The sequence below is a fragment of the Massilia solisilvae genome, assembly GCF_024753215.1.
GTDB classification, from domain to species: domain Bacteria; phylum Pseudomonadota; class Gammaproteobacteria; order Burkholderiales; family Burkholderiaceae_D; genus Telluria; species Telluria solisilvae.
Window position 1 is genome coordinate 39,373 of record NZ_JANUGV010000004.1, and the last position, 17,295, is coordinate 56,667.

At 68.6% G+C, this 17,295-nt stretch carries 13 protein-coding genes; 9 read left to right on the plus strand and 4 right to left on the minus strand.

From position 1 onward, the window contains the following. Positions 1-51: 51 nt before the first annotated feature. On the plus strand, positions 52-2,514 hold the full coding sequence (locus NX773_RS15225) for a flavin-containing monooxygenase (protein ID WP_258857175.1): 2,463 nt from the start codon (positions 52-54) through the stop codon (positions 2,512-2,514). Further along, positions 2,511-3,287, plus strand: coding sequence for an SDR family oxidoreductase (locus NX773_RS15230; RefSeq protein WP_258857176.1), 777 nt, complete (start codon positions 2,511-2,513; stop codon positions 3,285-3,287). The genes NX773_RS15225 and NX773_RS15230 overlap by 4 nt, the downstream gene beginning before the upstream one ends. A 41-nt stretch (positions 3,288-3,328) precedes the next feature. Here NX773_RS15230 and NX773_RS15235 read toward each other — a convergent pair whose 3' ends face one another. Beyond that, positions 3,329-4,018, minus strand: coding sequence for a lipid-binding SYLF domain-containing protein (locus NX773_RS15235; protein ID WP_258857177.1), 690 nt, complete (start codon positions 4,016-4,018; stop codon positions 3,329-3,331). Positions 4,019-4,388: 370 nt separating this feature from the next. Between NX773_RS15235 and NX773_RS15240 the strand changes: the two genes are divergently transcribed. The 7 genes from NX773_RS15240 (at position 4,389) to NX773_RS15270 (ending at position 14,041) form a co-directional block, all read left to right on the plus strand. Continuing rightward, on the plus strand, positions 4,389-6,620 hold the full coding sequence (locus tag NX773_RS15240) for a sensor histidine kinase (protein WP_258857178.1): 2,232 nt from the start codon (positions 4,389-4,391) through the stop codon (positions 6,618-6,620). After that, entirely contained in the window at positions 6,613-7,266 is a 654-nt protein-coding gene (locus NX773_RS15245; RefSeq protein ID WP_258857179.1) for a response regulator transcription factor, read from the plus strand. Before NX773_RS15240 ends, NX773_RS15245 begins: the two co-directional genes overlap by 8 nt. Positions 7,267-7,341: 75 nt before the next feature. Further along, complete coding sequence (locus tag NX773_RS15250; protein WP_258857180.1) at positions 7,342-7,719, plus strand: response regulator transcription factor; 378 nt, start codon at positions 7,342-7,344, stop codon at positions 7,717-7,719. Positions 7,720-7,803: 84 nt separating this feature from the next. Continuing rightward, a complete protein-coding gene (gene aqpZ / locus NX773_RS15255) occupies positions 7,804-8,553 on the plus strand; it encodes an aquaporin Z (protein ID WP_258857181.1) in 750 nt (249 codons plus the stop codon). A 131-nt stretch (positions 8,554-8,684) separates the two neighbouring features. Beyond that, entirely contained in the window at positions 8,685-10,517 is a 1,833-nt protein-coding gene (gene tssF, locus NX773_RS15260; RefSeq protein ID WP_258857182.1) for a type VI secretion system baseplate subunit TssF, read from the plus strand. Continuing rightward, positions 10,481-11,536, plus strand: coding sequence for a type VI secretion system baseplate subunit TssG (gene tssG, locus NX773_RS15265; RefSeq protein WP_258857183.1), 1,056 nt, complete (start codon positions 10,481-10,483; stop codon positions 11,534-11,536). The genes tssF and tssG overlap by 37 nt, the downstream gene beginning before the upstream one ends. Before the next feature lie 51 nt (positions 11,537-11,587). Beyond that, the gene (locus NX773_RS15270; RefSeq protein WP_258857184.1) at positions 11,588-14,041 is read left to right on the plus strand and encodes a heavy metal translocating P-type ATPase; all 2,454 of its coding nucleotides are present in this window, start codon (positions 11,588-11,590) and stop codon (positions 14,039-14,041) included. A gap of 155 nt (positions 14,042-14,196) precedes the next feature. On the opposite strand, the gene NX773_RS15275 is transcribed toward NX773_RS15270, so the two are convergent. The 3 genes from NX773_RS15275 to NX773_RS15285 are packed head-to-tail and all read right to left on the minus strand — an operon-like array spanning position 14,197 to position 17,260. Then, positions 14,197-15,567, minus strand: a complete 1,371-nt coding sequence (locus NX773_RS15275) for a multicopper oxidase family protein (protein WP_258857185.1) — start codon at positions 15,565-15,567, stop codon at positions 14,197-14,199. After that, positions 15,564-16,946: a TolC family protein gene (locus NX773_RS15280; protein ID WP_258857186.1), complete on the minus strand. Its 1,383-nt coding sequence runs from the start codon at positions 16,944-16,946 to the stop codon at positions 15,564-15,566. The genes NX773_RS15275 and NX773_RS15280 overlap by 4 nt, the downstream gene beginning before the upstream one ends. Next, on the minus strand, positions 16,943-17,260 hold the full coding sequence (locus NX773_RS15285; protein ID WP_258857187.1) for a hypothetical protein: 318 nt from the start codon (positions 17,258-17,260) through the stop codon (positions 16,943-16,945). Before NX773_RS15285 ends, NX773_RS15280 begins: the two co-directional genes overlap by 4 nt. Between the last annotated feature and the right edge of the window lie 35 nt (positions 17,261-17,295).

The following is a 17,295-nucleotide window of genomic DNA, read 5'->3' on the forward strand; positions in this document are numbered from 1 at the left end:
CGGTTATGATTGGTTGTTGTCGCCCCGCTTACTTCATTGGAAGGTGGTCCGATGTCTGCAACCAGTTCTTTGCCGGTCACGTTCAAGGCCATCATCGTCGGCGCCGGCTTTGGCGGCATCGGCATGGCGATCGCGCTGAAAAAGGCGGGGCTGGACAGCTTCGTCATGTTGGAAAAGTCGCAGGATGTGGGCGGCGTCTGGCGCGACAACGCCTACCCTGGCGCGGCCTGCGATGTTCCCTCGCACCTGTATTCGTTCTCGTTCGAGCCCAATCCCGACTGGTCGCGCGTATTCGCGACCCAACCCGAAATTCACCGCTACCTGCAGCGCTGCACCGATAAGTATGGCCTGCGCCCGCACCTGCGGCTTGGGGCGGAGGTGCGCCAGGCCGACTATGACGAGGCGCTGGCGCTGTGGTGCGTCACGCTGGCCGACGGCACGCGCCTGCGCGCCAGCATTCTCGTCACCGCCACCGGCCAGCTAAGCCGGCCCGTCGTGCCGCGGATCGAGGGGATCGAGCGTTTCGCGGGCCCCGCCTTCCATTCCGCCCGCTGGGATCACGGGGTTGCGCTGGAGGGCAAGCGGGTGGCGGTGATCGGCACCGGCGCGTCGGCCATCCAGTTCGTGCCTGCGATTGCGGACAAGGTCGGCCAGCTCACGGTGTTCCAGCGGTCCGCCGCCTACATCATCCCGCGCGGGGACCGCGCCTATCGTGGCTGGGAGCAGGCGATGTTCCGGCGCCTGCCGTGGACCATGCGCCTGCATCGCGCCGCCATCTATCTCAAGTACGAATCCAGGGCGCTCGCGTTCACGCGCATGAAGCCCTTGCTGTCGCTGGCGGTGGGCCTGCCGTTTCGCCGGTTGCTGGCGCGCCAGGTGCCCGATGCGGCGCTGCGCGCAAGGCTGGCGCCGGATTACCCGATCGGCTGCAAGCGCATCCTGCTGTCGAACGACTATCTGGCCGCGATGGCCAGGCCGAACGTGGCACTGGTCAGCGAGTCGATCAGGCGCATTACGCCAGACGGGATCGAGACCGTGGACGGACGCCACCATGCAGCCGACGCGATCGTCTATGGCACCGGTTTTGCCGCGACCGAGTTCCTGGCGCCGATGCGTGTCACGGGGCGCGGTGGCCTGAACCTGCACGACGCGTGGAAGGACGGCGCCAGCGCCTACCTCGGCATGACGGTGCCGGGCTTTCCGAACTTCTTCATGCTCTATGGTCCGAACACGAACCTGGGGCACAACTCAATCCTGCATATGCTCGAGAGCCAGATCGCGCATGTGATGCGTTGCCTCGATGCCGCCGAACGCGCGGGCGCGCAGGCGATCGAAGTCGAACGCGCGCGGTACAGCGATTTCAATGCCGGCATCCAGCGGCGCCTGGCGAAGTCGGTATGGGCCGGCTGCCGCAGCTGGTATGTGGACGCGGCAGGGCACAACAGCACCAACTGGCCGGGCTTTACGCTGTCGTATCGCTGGCTTGCAAAACGCTCCGGGCTGCAGGCCTACAGTTTCAGCCGGCCGCTCGAAGGCAGTGCGGACAGGGCGCTCATCATGCCGCCGCAGGGCTGGGTCGAACGGCTGAACGCGGGCATGGTGCGGCTGCTGCTGCGCGCCTGTTTCCGGCCGCTGGTGGGGCCGCCGTGGAGCGCGCGTTGGCAGCGCCTGGCCGTTGCGCTGCTGTCGCCGCTGATGCCCGGCGTGCCAGGCGTGGCGCGCCTGCGCCGCATCGTCGGCACGGTCCCCGTCCAGGTCGTGACGCCACATGGGGCGGCGGGCGCGGGCGCCATGCTGTACCTGCACGGCGGCGCTTTTTGCCTCGGCACACCCGGCACCCACCGCAGCGTGAGCACGCGGCTGGCGCGTCAGGCGCGCATGCCCGTCTGGGTGCCGGACTATCGGCTGGCGCCCGAGCACCCGTATCCCGCCGGGCTGGACGACGCGCTGGCCTGCTACGACGCGATGATCGCGCAAGGACTGGCTGCGAGCCGGATCGTGATCGGCGGGGACTCCGCGGGCGGCGCGCTCGCGCTGGCGCTGGCGCTCACGCTCAAGGCGCGCGGCGAAGCGATGCCGGCCGCGCTGGTGCTGGTCTCGCCGCTCACCGACCCGTCCGCGAGCGGCAGTTCACTGATCCTCAAGCGTGCCGAGGATCCAATGGTGCGCCAGGGCTGGCTCGAACAGGCGCTCGGCTGGTACGCCTGCCCGCGTTCGGCCATGCCGCACCATCCGCTCGAGGCCGACCTGCGCGGGCTGCCGCCGATGCTGGTGCAAGTTGGCGACCAGGAGATCCTGCTGTCGGACTCGACCCGGCTGGCCGAACACGCGGCGGCCTGCGGTGTGCCGTGCCGGCTCGAAGTGCATGCCGGCCGCTGGCACGTGTTCCATCTGTCGGCCTTCTATCTCCAGTCCGCGGTCGCCGCGCTGGGCAGGATGGCCGACTTCGCGCGCGACTGCGTGGCGCGCGTGCCCGAACGTGATGGGATGCGTGCAATCGGAGGGCAGCAATGAGCTTGGATCGCCAGTGCGTGTTCATCACCGGCGCGGCAGCGGGCATCGGCCGCGCGACGGCGCGCCTGTTCAGCCAGCGCGGCTGGTTTGTCGGCATTGCGGACATCGACGCGCCCGCGCTGGCACAGCTTGCGCAGGAATTGGGCTCCTCGGTCATGCGATTCAGGCTGGACGTGACCCGTGCGGAGGAATGGAACGCCGCGCTTGGCGCCTTCTTCGATAAGACCGGGCGGCTGGACCTGCTGGTCAATAACGCGGGCATCCTGATCTCGGGGCCCTTCGAGTCGAACGCGCTGGCGCGGCACGATGCGCTGGTGGACGTGAACATCAAGGGCGTGATCCATGGCTGCCATTGCGCGCGGCCGTTCCTGGCCAGGACACCCGGCGCGCGGCTGGTCAATTTGTCTTCCTCCGCCGCGATCTATGGCCAGGCGGCGCTGGCGACCTATTCGGCCACCAAGTTTGCCGTGCGCGGGCTGACCGAGGCGCTGAACATCGAATGGCAGGACCAGGGCATTCGCGTGATGGACGTGATGCCGCTGTTTGTGCAGACCGCCATGGTCAAGGACATGAATGCGGCTAGCATCCGGCGCCTCGGCGTGCGGCTCACGCCCGAGGACGTGGCGAACGTGATCTGGAAGGCGGCCCATTACCGCGGCAGCCTGGGCAAGGTGCACTGGCCAGTTGGCATTCGGGCCAGGCTTTTTCATGCGTTGAATGGCGCGGGGCCGGACCGGCTGGCCAGGTTCATCGCACGCATGATTGCAAAGTGAGCCGGCGCGGGCAGTGGCGCTGCCCACGCATGCAAGCTGCGTTACTTGACCGGTGGCGCATGTACCCCGGCCGAGGCAACGTCGCCCAGCTTGCGGCCGTACGGGTTAGTCACGCTGTGCTCGATCAGGATGTCCACCGGCGTCACCGTGCGCCCGTAGAAGGCGTGGTTGCGCCCGTCGTCGATCGTGATGACGGTGCCGTCCAGGTTGATCCCGCCGTACAGGCCCTTGGTGCGGGTGAAGGTGACGATATCCGACGTGATCGGCGCCGCGGCGCCCGCGCCAACCGGGCCGGCCGCAATGCTGACGTCGCCGCCGAACTTGAACGAGGTGGACAGCAGTGAATTGAGCGCCTTGTCCGTCATCACCAGCGCCACCATCTCCGCCTTTTGCGCGCCGGCCTGCAGGCCCAGGCTGCCGGAGCCCATGTGGTAGAAAGCCGGGCCGTTCCAGCCGCTGCCGGTGCGGCTGCGCGCGATCACCAGCAGCGGGCCGCCCGATCCGCCGACCACAAAGCCGGCCTGATAGATTGCCGGGCTCACCATGACCGCCTTGGCTTCATGGACGTGGGTTTGCAGCCAGCTCATCTGCGGATCGCGCATGAAGTCCGCCAGCGTCTTCTCCGCGTCATCCACCCGCGCGTGGGTGTCTTCTTGCGTGGGCGTGGACTTGCAGCCTGCAACCAGCAGCGCGACCCAGGCCAGCAGCAGCACCGATGTGCGTGCAAACAATGTGGGCATCATGACCTCGCAGCGTAACAAGTTAAGAACCCGTCAGGGACTGCCTGCAGAATAGGCGAGGCGAAGCACGCTGGATATTGGACCTTCGGCCACTTTGCCGTTTCGACGGCCCGCATCCAGGACGGCCGCTGCCGTGATCATAAACGCGCCAGATGGTTCCCGCTTCTGTTGGCTGAGCGCGCATCCCCTTTGCGGGAGCTCAAAGCGTGCAAGCGTTCGGCTGATCGCCCGTCGGCAGCCGCCTAGAATCGACGCAGATTCGTGCGACCGACACCACGGCCAGGTTCGTGTCGTATTGCCGCAGGTGACAAGCATCCCGTTTGAGGCGCTGCCCGGGCAGGGCAGGCCGAAGGAAGGTTTCATGGAGTTCAGTTCCGCCCAGCCAAAGGGCGCGATCGGCAAGGCTTCCCTGCGCAGCTGGACGCCAGCGCTGTGGAGTGCCGCATGCTACTGGGTGGCCGCGCAGCTCGCCTCGATGCTGGTGAATGCGGCCGTGCCGCTGCCACAGTTCCGGCCGGGCGGCGCGGTCCTGATGGCGGCGATGCTGCTCAACCCGGCACGCGCCTGGTTCAGCATCCTGCTCGCGGCACTGCCGGTGTCGCTGCTCGTGCAATGGCACCACGGCCTGCCGCTGGCCCTGGCCTGGTTCAGCGGGGACGCCAGTGTCGCCGTCCTCGGTGCGGCGGGAGCGCTGTGGCTGCTGCGTGGGCCGCCGCGGTTCGACCTGCTGCACCACGTGCTGGTGTTCGCGTGTTGGTGCGCGTTCGCGGCGCCAGCGTTGGCCGCGCTGCCTGAGGCGGCCATGCTGTCCGCGACCGGCATCGGCCCGCCGTCGTTCTGGCAGGCGTGGAGCGCGCGCGTGTTCGGCGGCGCGGCGGCGGTGCTGGCCATCGTGCCGCCGGCCATGGGCCTGCGCAGCGGCGCGCTTGCGCGGCTGCTGCAGGACCGGCCGCAACGCCAGTTCGAGGCGGGCCTGGCAGCCATTGCGATCGCGGTGCTCGGCGGCTGCGCGTTTGTCAGCAAGGGGGCGCCGGCCCACCTGTCGGCGCTGCTCGGCTACGCGCCGCTGCCGCTGCTGTTTTGGGTCGCGCTGCGCTTTGGCTCCCTGGGCGCTGGCCTTGCCATGTTCGTGTTCGCCGCGCTGGTCGTCGCGTCGACGGCGGCGGGCAGCGGGCCCTTCGCCAGCGATGCGATGGGCGGCGCGCCACTGCCCCTGCCCCTGTTCCTGGACGCGGTTGCGGTGCCGATGCTGCTGCTGACCGCGCTCACCCAGGAGCGACGCGGCACGCTGGCTTCGCTCAGGCAGGAACAGGAAAAGCTGGGCATTGCGCTGGCGTCCGAACGCAGGCGTGCCGAGCGGCTGGCGCGCGAGCGCCGCGCCCGCGCCGAGGTCGAACAATGCGTCGCCCAGCGCACGGTGGAACTGCGGCGCGCCAACGAGGTGCTGCGCTCCGAGATCGCTGCACGCAGGAAGGCGCTGGAAGCCGAGCGCGCCGCGGCCTTGCGCTTTTCGAACCTGTTCCGGCTGGGCCCGGACGCGATGGCGCTTGGCGCTTCGGCCGACGGCCCCCTGGTGGACGTGAACGACCGCTGGCAGCAACTGTTCGGCTATGGCCGCGACGAGGTGATCGGCCGCAGTCCGGGCCAGCTTGGCCTGTACGCCGGCCCCGACGACAGCGCAAAGGTGCTGGCCTGCTTTGGCGGACAGGGCGCCACCCGCGATCTTGAGCTGCGCATGCGCGACCGCCAGGGGCGCGAGCTGCAGGTGCTGATGTCCGGGGTCTCGATCGGCGCGGGCAACGAGTGCTGCTTCCTGGCGATCATGCGCGATGTGACGGAGCAGCGGCGGGCCGAGGCCGAACTGCGGCGGCAGCGCGAGCAGCTGACCCACCTGAGCCGCGTGGTGGTGCTGGGCGAGCTGTCCGGTGCGCTGGCGCACGAACTGAACCAGCCGCTGGCCGCGATTCTGGCCAACGCGCAGGCCGGCCGGCGCTTCCTGTCGCAGCCGTGCCCGGACATGGGCGAGATCCACGACATCCTGGACGACATCGTGGAAGAGGACAAGCGCGCCGGCGAAGTGATCCGCCGGCTGCGCGCACTGTTCAAGAAGGAAGAGACGGTGAAGAAGCCGCTTGCCGTTGCGGACCTGGTGCGCGACACGCTCCAACTCACCCACGGCAATCTGGTTGAGCGCAATGTCGCCGTGGAGTTCGCGGCCGGGCCGCCGCTGATGGTGCGGGGCGACCGCATCCAGCTGCAGCAGGTGCTGCTGAACCTGGTGGTGAACGCCTGCGACGCCATGCGCCTGGCTCCGCCCGAACGGCGCCGCATCTGCATCGCCAACGCGCTGCGGGCGGACGGGCAGGTGGCGCTGACGGTGTCCGACTGCGGCCCCGGCATCGCGCCGGACATGATCGGCAAGGTGTTCGATCCCTTCTTTACCACGAAGACCGAAGGGCTCGGTTTCGGCCTGTCGATCTGCCGCGCGATCATCAGCCAGCATGGCGGGACGATCGAGGCCAGAAACCTGGCGCAGGGCGGCTGTGCGTTTTGCATCAGCCTGCCCGTCTATTTTGGGGACAAACATGAGTGACGAAAAAACCGTGTACCTGGTGGACGACGACCCGGGCGTGCTCAAGTCGCTGGGGCGGCTGCTGCAATCGGATGGGCTGGCGGTACGCGCCTTTCAGTCGGCCGGCGAGTTCCTGGCGCAGCACGACCCCGCGCTGGCCGGCTGCATCGTGCTCGACATGCGGCTGCCGGACCTGGGCGGACTGGCGCTGCAGCAGGCGCTGCTGGCTTCCGGCTGCGAGCGTCCGGTCGTGTTCATGACCGGCTTTGGCGACGTGGCCGACAGCGTGCAAGCGATGAAGGCCGGCGCCGTCGATTTCCTGACCAAGCCGTGCGACGACGACGAGTTGCTGCGTGCGGTCCATGGCGCCATCGCGCGCGACGAGGAGCGGCGCCGCGTATCCGACGAACTGCAGCAAATCCGTGGCCGCATGGCCTTGCTCACCCCGCGCGAACACGAGGTGATGCAGCAGGTGGTGGACGGGCGCATGAACAAGCAGATTGCGGCCGACCTGGGCGTGGCCGAAAAGACGATCAAGGTGCACCGTGCGCGCGCGATGGTCAAGATGGGGGCATCCTCGCTGGCGGACCTGGTGCGCAAGACCTTCGAGCTGGAAGTGGGCGCGGTGGTGGACGGCCACGACAGGCCTGGGCGGCGCCAGCACTGAAGGCGGGCCCGCTGCGGGGAGCGATTGGACCAACGTGCAATCGCCATTTGCGTTCCCGTCCCTTATAAGACCGCAATGGACATCCATGCAGTCAAGGTGGCGGTGGTTGACGACGAGGCCCCGGTGCGCAAGGCGCTGGCCCGGTTGCTGCGCGCCGCCGGCTACCAGGCGCTGACCTACGCCAGCGGCGCCGACTTCCTCGACGCGCTGGGGCGCGAGCGTTTCGCCTGCCTGATCCTGGACCTGCAGATGCCCGGCATGTCGGGCCTGGATGTGCAGGCCGGGCCGCTGTTCCGGCAGGCCGGGGTGCCTGCCATCGTCATCAGCGCGCGCGACGAGCGCGAGGCGCGCGAGACCTGCATGGCCGCCGGCGCCTTCGCCTACCTGACCAAGCCGGTGGACGACCGCGAGCTGCTCGCAGCGGTGCAGGCGGCCAGCGCCAGGGCGCGCTAGGACCAACGTCCAATCGACGCCTTCGGGCCTGACACCGACAATCGGTGTCTGGTTGTCGTTGGCATACCTGTTGGGGAGGACGCAATGTTCATCAAACTGCTGGCCGAATTCATCGGCACCTTCTGGCTTGTCCTCGGGGGCTGCGGCAGCGCCGTGCTGGCTGCCAGATTTCCCGAGGTCGGCATCGGCCTTGCCGGCGTGGCGCTGGCGTTCGGCCTGACCGTGCTGACCGGCGTGTACGCGCTCGGTCCCATCTCGGGCGGGCACTTCAACCCGGCGGTGTCGGTCGGGCTGTGGGCGGGCGGCCGTTTTCCGGGCAAGCAGCTGGCGCCCTACATCGTGGTGCAGGTGGTGGGCGCGGTGGCCGCGGCCGGCATCGTGTACCTGATCGCGAGCGGGCAGCCGGGCTTCGACCTGCAGGCGTCGGGGCTGGCGGCCAACGGCTACGCGGCGCACTCGCCTGGCGGCTATTCGCTGGAGTCGGCGTTCCTGTGCGAGGTGGTGATGACTTTCATGTTCGTGCTGGTGATCCTGGGCGCGACACATGCGCGGGCGCCGGTCGGGTTCGCCGGCATTGCGGTGGGGCTGGCGCTCACGCTGGTTCACCTGATCAGCATCCCGGTCACGAATACGTCGGTCAACCCGGCGCGCAGCACCGGGCCGGCGCTGTTCGTGGGCGGCTGGGCAGTGATGCAGCTGTGGATGTTCTGGGTGGCCCCACTCATCGGCGGGGCGCTGGCCGGGGTGCTGTACAAGGCGGCGTTCCAGCGCGAGGTGCACGAGCCAGCGGTGACCGGCGGACTGGAGCCGGGCGTCGCGGGTGTGCGGCCGTAGGGTGAACGCGTGGGCGGCAGACCCGCCCACGCTACGGCCGATAACAGGCAAATTGACAGCGGTCAACGTGGAGGGCGGGGCGGCGTGGGAGCATCGGACTTGGTCATCAGCAATCTGGGGCGGGGCGGCCGATGGACGAGCTTTTGCGCTATTTTGAAGAGGAGCTGGGCCTGTTCGGCCAGTATGCCCGTGAGTTTCGCAACCGCTTTCCCAAGCCAGCCAGCGACCTGCACCTTGCCGGCGACAACTACGAAGACCCGAGCGTCGCGCGGCTGATCCAGTCGGTGGCGCTGCTCAGTGCGCGCATCAGGAAGCGGCTGGACGACGACTACCCCAAGTTCACCGAGGCGCTGCTGGAAAGCCTGTACCCGCACTATCTGCGGCCGATGCCTTCGTATTCGGTCGCGCAGGTGTCCGCGGGCGAGGCAGGGCAGCTGGCTACGCTGCCCCGCGGCACGGCATTGCGCGCGAGCGCGGTCGAGCACACCATCTGCCAGTTCCGCACGGTGTACGACGTCACGCCGGGCGCGCTGGCGGTGGTGCAGGCCGGGTTTTCGTCGATGGTGAACGCACCGCGCTCACTGCGCCTGCCGCGCGGCGTCAGTGGGTGCATCAGCATGACGTTCGCCTGCACCAATCCGGCGTCGCACATGACGCCCGATTGCGCCGGTACGCTGCGCCTGTTCGTGGATGGCGAGCCCTCGCTGCGCGCGGCGCTCATCGATGCGCTGTTCATGCGCACCGCTTGCGCGTACCTGCAGAGCGAGCCGGGCGCGAGCTGGGCCCGGCTCGAGCGCGTGCCGCTGCGCCTTGCCGGCTTTGCCGATGACGACGCGATGATCCCGTTGCCGGCGCGCTCGCACCCGGCGTTCCGGCTGCTCGCCGAGTACTTCGTCTATCCCGAGAAATTCCACTTCATCGACCTGCAGCTTGCCGAGCTGCTGCCGTTGCTGCCGGCCCGCTGCCAGCGCTTCACGCTGCATTTGGCGCTGTCCGGCGTGCCTGCCGACTCGGTGGGCGCGCGGCTGCTCGCGCCGCTGGCGCATAAGAACCTGCTGCCCGGCTGCACTCCGGTCATCAACCTGTTCGACAAGGCGGGCGTGCCGGTCCAGCTGTCGCACACGAGCGCGGACTACGCGCTGGTCGCGGACGTGGCGCACGCGGGCGCATACGAAATCTACAGCGTGGACCAGGTGCGCCTGGTGCGCGAGGGCGCCGGCGGTGGCCGCGTGACGGACTTCAGCCCGCTGTATGCGGTGCGCCACGACACGGCACACAACGCGTCCCGCAACTACTGGCTGACCCGGCGCGACGACGCCACTGCGGCGGTCAGCCCGGGCCACGAGCTGCGCATCTCGCTCATCGACGCCGAATTCAGCCCGACCGCCGCCGCCGGCGCCACGCTGTCCACCGAACTGACCTGCACCAACCGCGACCTGCCATCGCAGCTGCGCTACGGCCATCCGGAAGGCGATTTGCGCGCCGACGGGCTGGCCGGCGCCTATCCGATCCGTATGCTGCGCCGGCCCACGCCGAGCTACCGCTTCGCCAGCGGGAACGGGGCGCACTGGCGGCTGGTCACGCACCTGGCGCTCAACCACGCGCAGCTCACCAATGCCGGGTTGGGCGACTTCCAGAAGATGCTCGCGCTGTACGACCTGGTGCGCACGCCGATCTCGCAGCGGCAGGTCAACGGCATCGTCGGGCTGGAGCACGGCGCGGTGCGGGCGTGGGTGAAGACCTTGCCCGCGTCCACGCTCATGCCGGGCATCGCGGTCCGCATGACGGTGGACGAGGAAGCCTTCGTCGGCAGCAGTCTGTACGTGTTCGCGCAGGTGATGGACAGATTCTTCGCGCTCAATGCGCAGCTCAACTGCTTCACCCAGCTCACTCTGGTGTCGGAACAGACCGGACAGGAAATCGTCGCATGCCCGCCGCGCACGGCCGAGAACACGAGAGCGTGATCGAGCGCCTGCTGCGCGAGCCGGAGCAATTCGGCTTTTTCCAGGCGGTGCGGCTGGCGCTTCTTTGGTTTGCGCAGCAGGGTGTGCCGGCTGGGCAGGCGCTCGAACGCCACCTGCGTTTTCGGAACAGCGTGTCGCTCGGCTTTCCGGCAAGTGAAATCGAAACGGTGGCGCTGCTGCGCGGGGAGGACGAGTCCGGCGGCCAGTTGCACATCACGCCTACCTTCATGGGCATGCTGGGCACGCACGGCGCCTTGCCCGCGCACTTCACCGAACGGGTCGTGGCGTGGCAGTCGGGCCAGCAGGACGAGGCGCCGCGCGCCTTCCTCGACCTGCTGTCGAACCGCATGCTCGCGTTGTTCTATGAAAGCTGGCGCAAATACCGGGTCGAGCATGCGGTTGCGGACGGGCGCGACGGCTTCGAGCCCCTGCTGCTAGCGCTGGCGGGCTTTTACCCCGGCAGCGCGCTGCAGAACACGGACGGGCTGTGCGACGACGCGGTGGCGTACTACGCCGGGCTGATCCAGCAGCGGCCGCTGTCATCCAGGGTGCTGGCGCGCATCCTGTCGAGTTACCTCGGCGTGCCGCTCGCGGTCGAGGAAATGGCCGACTACTGGGACGTGATGGCGCCAGGCGAGCAGACCTGCCTTGGCCTGGCCAATGCGGCGCTGGGCGACACCGCCGTGGCCGGGGCGCGCAGCTGGCGGCCCGACCTGCACGTGCGGGTTCGGATCGGCCCGCTGGACCGCGCGGCCTACGAGCGCTTCCTGCCCGGCCGGACAGGCGCGGTCGCGCTCGAAAAGATGCTGTGCCTGTTCGGCGTGCCCACGCTGGTGTACACGGTCGCACTGGTGCTGCGGGCCGGAGAGGCGCGGCCGGTACAGCTGGGCGGGAGCGAGCGGACGCGCCTTGGGCTGGACAGTTTCATGCTCGATGAGCCTGCGCCGGCCGAGCGCACCGACATGCGCTACCAGCTGCGCCCGCTGCGTCCCTTGCGCCCGCCTGGCGGGGGGGCTTGACCTTCCCACGATGGAAAGCCTTATCCTGTGCTTATCCTATGAGGAGGGCACATGCAGGACTCAGGCAATACAACCCAGACCGTTGAACTGGATTTCGGCATCGTCGGCATGACGTGCGCGTCATGCGTGGCGCGCGTGGAAAAGGCGCTCAGGGCGGTGCCGGGCGTGACCGACGCCACCGTCAACCTCGCAACCGAGAAGGCCGCCGTGCATGCGGGAGCGGGCATCGACCCGCAGGCGCTGGTGGCGGCCGTGGAGAAGGCCGGCTACGAGGCCGTGCCGGTGAACCGCGCGCAGCCGGCCGCCGCCCCGGCGCAGCCGTCCGGCCTGCCGTCGTGGTGGCCGGTCGCCGCCTCGGCCTTGCTCAGCCTGCCGCTGGTGATTCCCATGTTCGGCCAGCTGTTCGGCGCCGACTGGATGCTGCCGGGCTGGCTGCAATTGGTGCTCGCCACCCCGGTCCAGTTCTGGCTCGGCGCGCGCTTTTACCGCGCCGGCTGGAAGGCACTGCGCGCTTTCAGCGGCAATATGGACTTGCTGGTCGCAATCGGCACCAGCGCCGCGTACGGGCTGTCGGTCTACCTGCTGGTCAAGCACTGGGGCCAAGGCATGGCGCACCTGTACTTCGAGTCCTCGGCGGTGGTGATCACGCTGGTCTTGCTCGGCAAGTGGCTGGAAGGCCGCGCCAAGCGCCAGACGGTGGAGGCGATCCGCGCGCTGGAGTCGCTCAAGACGACCGAGGCGATCGTGCGCCGTAACGGCAGCGACGTGATGGTGCCGCAGGAGCAGGTGCGCACCGGCGACGTGCTGGTGGTGCGTCCCGGCGAACGGGTGCCGGCGGACGGCAAGGTGATCGAGGGCGCCAGCCATCTGGACGAGTCGCTGCTGACCGGCGAGAGCTTGCCGGTGGCAAAGCGGCCGGGCGACCAGGTCACCGGCGGCGCGGTCAACGGCGAGGGCATGCTGCTGGTCGAGGCGACCGCGGTGGGCGCGGACTCGATGCTGTCGCAGATCATCAGGCTGGTCGAGGATGCGCAGGCGGTCAAGGCCCCGATCCAGCGGCTGGTGGACAAGGTGAGCGCCGTGTTCGTGCCGGTGGTGCTGCTCATTTCGCTGGTAACGCTGCTGGGCTGGGGTTTTGCCACCGGCGACTGGCAGCAGGCGCTGCTCAACGCGGTCGCGGTGCAGGTGATCGCCTGCCCGTGCGCGCTGGGCCTGGCCACGCCGACTTCGATCATGGTGGGCACCGGCGCGGCGGCGCGCCACGGCATCCTGATCAAGGACGCGGAGGCGCTGGAAACCGCGCACGCCGTCAAGCTGGTCGTGTTCGATAAGACCGGCACGCTCACCGAGGGCAAGCCGCAGGTGGTGGCAGTGGAGGGCGATGAGCCGAATCGCGTGCTGGAGCTGGCCTGGGCCGTGCAACAGTACAGTGACCACCCGCTGGCCAAGGCGGTGGTGGATGCGGCGCGTGAGCGCGGCCTGCTCCTGCCGCAGGCCAGCGAGGCCTCGGCCTTGCCGGGGCGCGGCGTGCAGGCCCGGTCGGGCGAGCAGACACTGTACCTGGGCAACCTGCGCCTGATGCAGGAACTCGGTGCCGCGACCGGCCCGTTTGCCAGCGCGGCCAGGCGCCACGAAGAGTCAGGCCGCACGGTGTCCTGGCTGGCCGCCAAGGATGGCGCCGGCGTGCACATCCTTGGACTGGTGGCCTTTGGCGACCGCGTCAAGCCGTCCGCATCGCTCGCCGTGCAGCGCCTGGCGCAGATGGGTGTCGGGGCGATGATGCTCACCGGCGACAACCAGGGCAGCGCGCGAGCGGTGGCCAAGGCGCTGGGACTGCAATCGTACGTGGCCGAAGTGCTGCCGGGCGACAAGGCCCGCGTCGTCACCGAGTCGATGGCGTCCGGCAAGAAGGTTGCAATGGTGGGCGACGGCATCAACGACGCGCCCGCGCTGGCGGCGGCCGACGTGGGCATTGCCATGGCCAGCGGCACCGACGTGGCGATGCACACGGCCGGCATCACGCTCATGCGTGGCGACCCGGCGCTGGTGGCGGACGCGATCGACATTTCGCACCGCACCTACCGCAAGATCCGGCAGAACCTCGGCTGGGCCTTTGTGTACAACGTGGTCGGCATTCCGCTGGCCGCGTTCGGAATGCTCAATCCCGTGATCGCGGGCGCGGCCATGGCGCTGAGCTCGGTGAGCGTGGTGAGCAATGCGCTGCTGCTGCGGCGCTGGAAGCCTGCCCCGGTGGCGCAGGTAGAACAATCAACTTCAACCCAACCAGGAGAACGAAGCATGTATGAATTGACGGTAGACGGCATGACCTGCGGCCACTGCGTGAGCCGCGTGACCAAGTCGGTGAAGGATGTGGACGACGCGGCCAAGGTGGAGATCGACCTGGCGTCGAAAAAGGTCCGCGTGGACAGCGGCGCTGGCATCGACGAGATCGCGGCTGCGATCGATGAGGCGGGCTATCCGGTCCTCGAAAAGAAAGCCGCCTGATGCGGTAGGGTGGGCAGGTTTCCTGCCCACGCGTCCAGATACGGCCAGCATCGCTGCTCATTCAACCTGAGTTGAACGCGTGGGCAGGAAGACCTGCCCACCCTACGATGAACATGGGGCTCCGGTTTGCGCCGGAGCCCCTTTTGCTTGGAAGATCAGTGCCCGTGGTGCTCGCCGGGCCTTCTCACCGTGAGCACGGTGTCGCTTTCCGAACCGCCGGCCTTGGCCCGCGGCGCCTCCGGCAACTCGCCCGTCCACTCGCGTGCCAGCGTCCCCGGCGGGTTCTTGTACCAGCCCGGGTCCTTGTAGTCGCCGCGCGCCAGGCCTTCGCGCACCTTCAGTACGGTGAACATGCCGCCCATTTCGACGCCGCCGAACGGCCCCTGGCCAGCCATCATCGGCAAGGTGTTTTCCGGTAGCGGCATCTGCATGCCACCCATCGAACCGCCTTTCTCGCCCATCACCATGTAGCCGGGGATCAGGTCGTTGATCTTCTTCGCCACGCCACGGTGGTCCACGCCGATCAGGTTCGGCACCTGGTGGCCCATCGCGTTCATCGTATGGTGCGACTTGTGGCAGTGGAATGCCCAGTCGCCGGGATTGTCCGCGATGAATTCGATCGCCCGCATCTGGCCCACGGCGACGTCCGCCGTCACCTCCGGCCAGCGCGCGCCCGGCGGGACGAAGCCGCCATCGGTGCAGGTCACTTCGAACCGGTGCCCGTGCACGTGCATCGGGTGGTTGGTCATGGTCAGGTTGCCCACGCGGATGCGCACGCGCTCGTCCTTGCGCACCACCATCGGATCGATGCCCGGGAAGACGCGGCTGTTGAAGGTCCACAGGTTGAACTCGGTCATGGTGTTGGTGCGCGGCGTGTAGCTGCCGGGGTCGATGTCGTAGGCCGACAGCAGGAACACGAAGTCGCGGTCCACCGCGTGCTGGCGCGGGTCCTTCGGGTGCGTGACCCAGAAGCCCATCATGCCCATCGCCATCTGGTTCATCTCGTCGGCGTGCGGATGGTACATGAAGGTGCCGGCATGCCTGGCCACGAACTCGTACACGAAGGTCTTGCCGGGCGCGATGCCGGGCTGGCTCAGGCCGGTGACGCCATCCATGCCCGAGGGCAGCAGTTGGCCGTGCCAGTGGATGCTGGTGTGTTCGGGGAGCTTGTTGGTGACGAAAATGCGCACGCGGTCGCCCTCGACCACCTCGATGGTCGGGCCCGGGCTCTGGCCGTTGTAGCCCCACAGGTTGGCCTTCATGCCGGGCGCCAGTTCGCGCACGACCGGCTCGGCGACCAGGTGGAATTCCTTGACGCCGTCCTTCATGCGCCACGGCAGGCTCCAGCCGTTCAGGGTGACGACCGGGTTGTAGGGGCGGCCGCTGGACGGCGCCTGTGGCGGCATGGTGGCGGCCGAGGACTGGACCGGTGCTTCGGGCAGCGATGCGGCGCCAGCCTTGCTGATCGCCGAGGCGCCTACCATCGCGACGCCGGCGCCAGCCAGGAATGATCTGCGGGATGTCATTGCTTGTGTTCCTTGTTCATGTCGTGGTTGCCAACCTGCGCACCCAGGGACGCTTCGAGCGTGGCGTGGGCGACCCAGAAGTCTTTGAGCGCATCGATGTAGGCGTTCACCGCACCGGCCTGCTCGCGTGCGTCGGCCAGCAGTTCAAAGGTGGAGGCGAGCATGCCGTTGTAGCGCAGCAGGACTTCACCCGAGATCTTCTTGCGCAGCGGGATCACGTCGTCCCGGTAGTGGCGCGCCAGGTCGTACGACGAGCGGTAGCCCAGGTAGGCTTCGCGCGCTTCGCTGCGCGCGTTGACGGCGGCCTCGGCAACGCGGTTCACCGACTGCATGTAGATCGCTTCGGCGCGCGCCACGCGGGCGCCGCCCCAGTCGAACAGCGGCAGTTCGAGCGAGATTTCGTAGCCGCGCGAGGTCGGCAGGTCGCTGCCGGTGTTGCGCACGTAGCCCAGGTCGAGCACGTTGATGAAGCGCGTCGTTTTGGTCAGGCCCAGCGCCGAGGCGGTGGCCTGCGCCTCCGCACGGGCGGCCTGGATGTCGAGCCGCTGGCTGATGGCCATGCGTTCGATGTCGTTCAGCTCGGCCGGCGCGGCCGGCAGGTCGGGCAGCCGGTCCGGCAGCGCGTAGCTGGCGTTCTCGCCCCACAGGCCCAGGAGGCGCGTGAGCCGTTCGCGCGCCCCCAGGGCCTGGCGTTCGGCGCGCACCACGGCAGCCGCGGCCTCGGCCTGGAAGGCCTGCTCGCGGGCCAGGTCGAGCTGGCTGGCATTGCCGGCTTGCGCCATGCGGGCGGACAGCTCGGCACTGGCTTCGGCCGCCTTGTTTACCTGGCGCGCGTACGCCACGCCCTGCTGGGCAGCGACCGCCTCGTACCAGGCGCGGCGTGTCTCGGCGGCCTGGCGTTCGATCGCGGCGCCGACCAGCAGCCTGACCTGCTCGTAGCGCCGGCTCTCCAGTCGCGATGCCAGCGGCAGGGTCAGCGCGCCGATCAGGTTGACGGTGAAGGTGCGTTCGATTTCGATGTCGCCGCCGGCCCGGGTGCGCTTGAAGTCGAGCGACGGGTTCGGCAAGCGGCTTGCCTGGGCCAGGTCGGCCTGCGCGATACCAACTTCCCAGTAGGTGGTTTGCAGGCCGGGATTGTTCAATAGCGCAATGCGCACGGCATCGTTGGCGCCAAGCGGCTGGCGCAGGATCGACTGGACTGTATTGGCGATGTCGCGCTTGTCATCGTCGGTGCGCACGATGCGCGGTTCGTGGCCGATGCGCGCCTTGGTGGTCGCGGCCACCTGGCCAAAGCCGCCATCCGGCGTAACGCTGGCACAGCCGGAAAGAACGGCAAGCACGGCGGCGGCAGCAAGCGGTCGCAGCAGGATCTTGGTCATTGCTTCATTCCTTCGTGGTGCTGATGGTGTTGGTGGGCGGGCTGCGGCGCGGCCGGCTCGGGGGCGCCCATCGTCAACATCATCGAGTTGAGCGCGCCAACGCTCTGGTTCAGCGCCTTCCAGTTCTTGTCAGGGCTTGCCGCCGGCGCTTGCGGCTTGCCGGTTGGGACCGCGCTCACATAGGGCGTCGGCGGGACAGGCGCGTTCGGGTTGGCCGGATCGGGCTGTTTGTTGCCGTCGGCGGCATGGGCCAGCGTGGCGACGCCGAAAGCGACGCAAGCGGCCGCGCGGCCAAAGGTAGTAAAGGATGTCATGGAATCCTCGGTTCAAATGCGACACTGAAACCGGC

Coding starts and splice junctions, on each gene's coding strand:
- NX773_RS15225 (WP_258857175.1), top strand. CDS start 52: ATGTCTGCAACCAGTTCTTTGCCGGTCACGTTCAAGGCCATCATCGTC.
- NX773_RS15230 (WP_258857176.1), top strand. CDS start 2,511: ATGAGCTTGGATCGCCAGTGCGTGTTCATCACCGGCGCGGCAGCGGGC.
- NX773_RS15240 (WP_258857178.1), top strand. CDS start 4,389: ATGGAGTTCAGTTCCGCCCAGCCAAAGGGCGCGATCGGCAAGGCTTCC.
- NX773_RS15245 (WP_258857179.1), top strand. CDS start 6,613: ATGAGTGACGAAAAAACCGTGTACCTGGTGGACGACGACCCGGGCGTG.
- NX773_RS15250 (WP_258857180.1), top strand. CDS start 7,342: ATGGACATCCATGCAGTCAAGGTGGCGGTGGTTGACGACGAGGCCCCG.
- aqpZ (WP_258857181.1), top strand. CDS start 7,804: ATGTTCATCAAACTGCTGGCCGAATTCATCGGCACCTTCTGGCTTGTC.
- tssF (WP_258857182.1), top strand. CDS start 8,685: ATGGACGAGCTTTTGCGCTATTTTGAAGAGGAGCTGGGCCTGTTCGGC.
- tssG (WP_258857183.1), top strand. CDS start 10,481: ATGCCCGCCGCGCACGGCCGAGAACACGAGAGCGTGATCGAGCGCCTG.
- NX773_RS15270 (WP_258857184.1), top strand. CDS start 11,588: ATGCAGGACTCAGGCAATACAACCCAGACCGTTGAACTGGATTTCGGC.
- NX773_RS15275 (WP_258857185.1), bottom strand. CDS start 15,567: ATGACATCCCGCAGATCATTCCTGGCTGGCGCCGGCGTCGCGATGGTA.
- NX773_RS15280 (WP_258857186.1), bottom strand. CDS start 16,946: ATGACCAAGATCCTGCTGCGACCGCTTGCTGCCGCCGCCGTGCTTGCC.
- NX773_RS15285 (WP_258857187.1), bottom strand. CDS start 17,260: ATGACATCCTTTACTACCTTTGGCCGCGCGGCCGCTTGCGTCGCTTTC.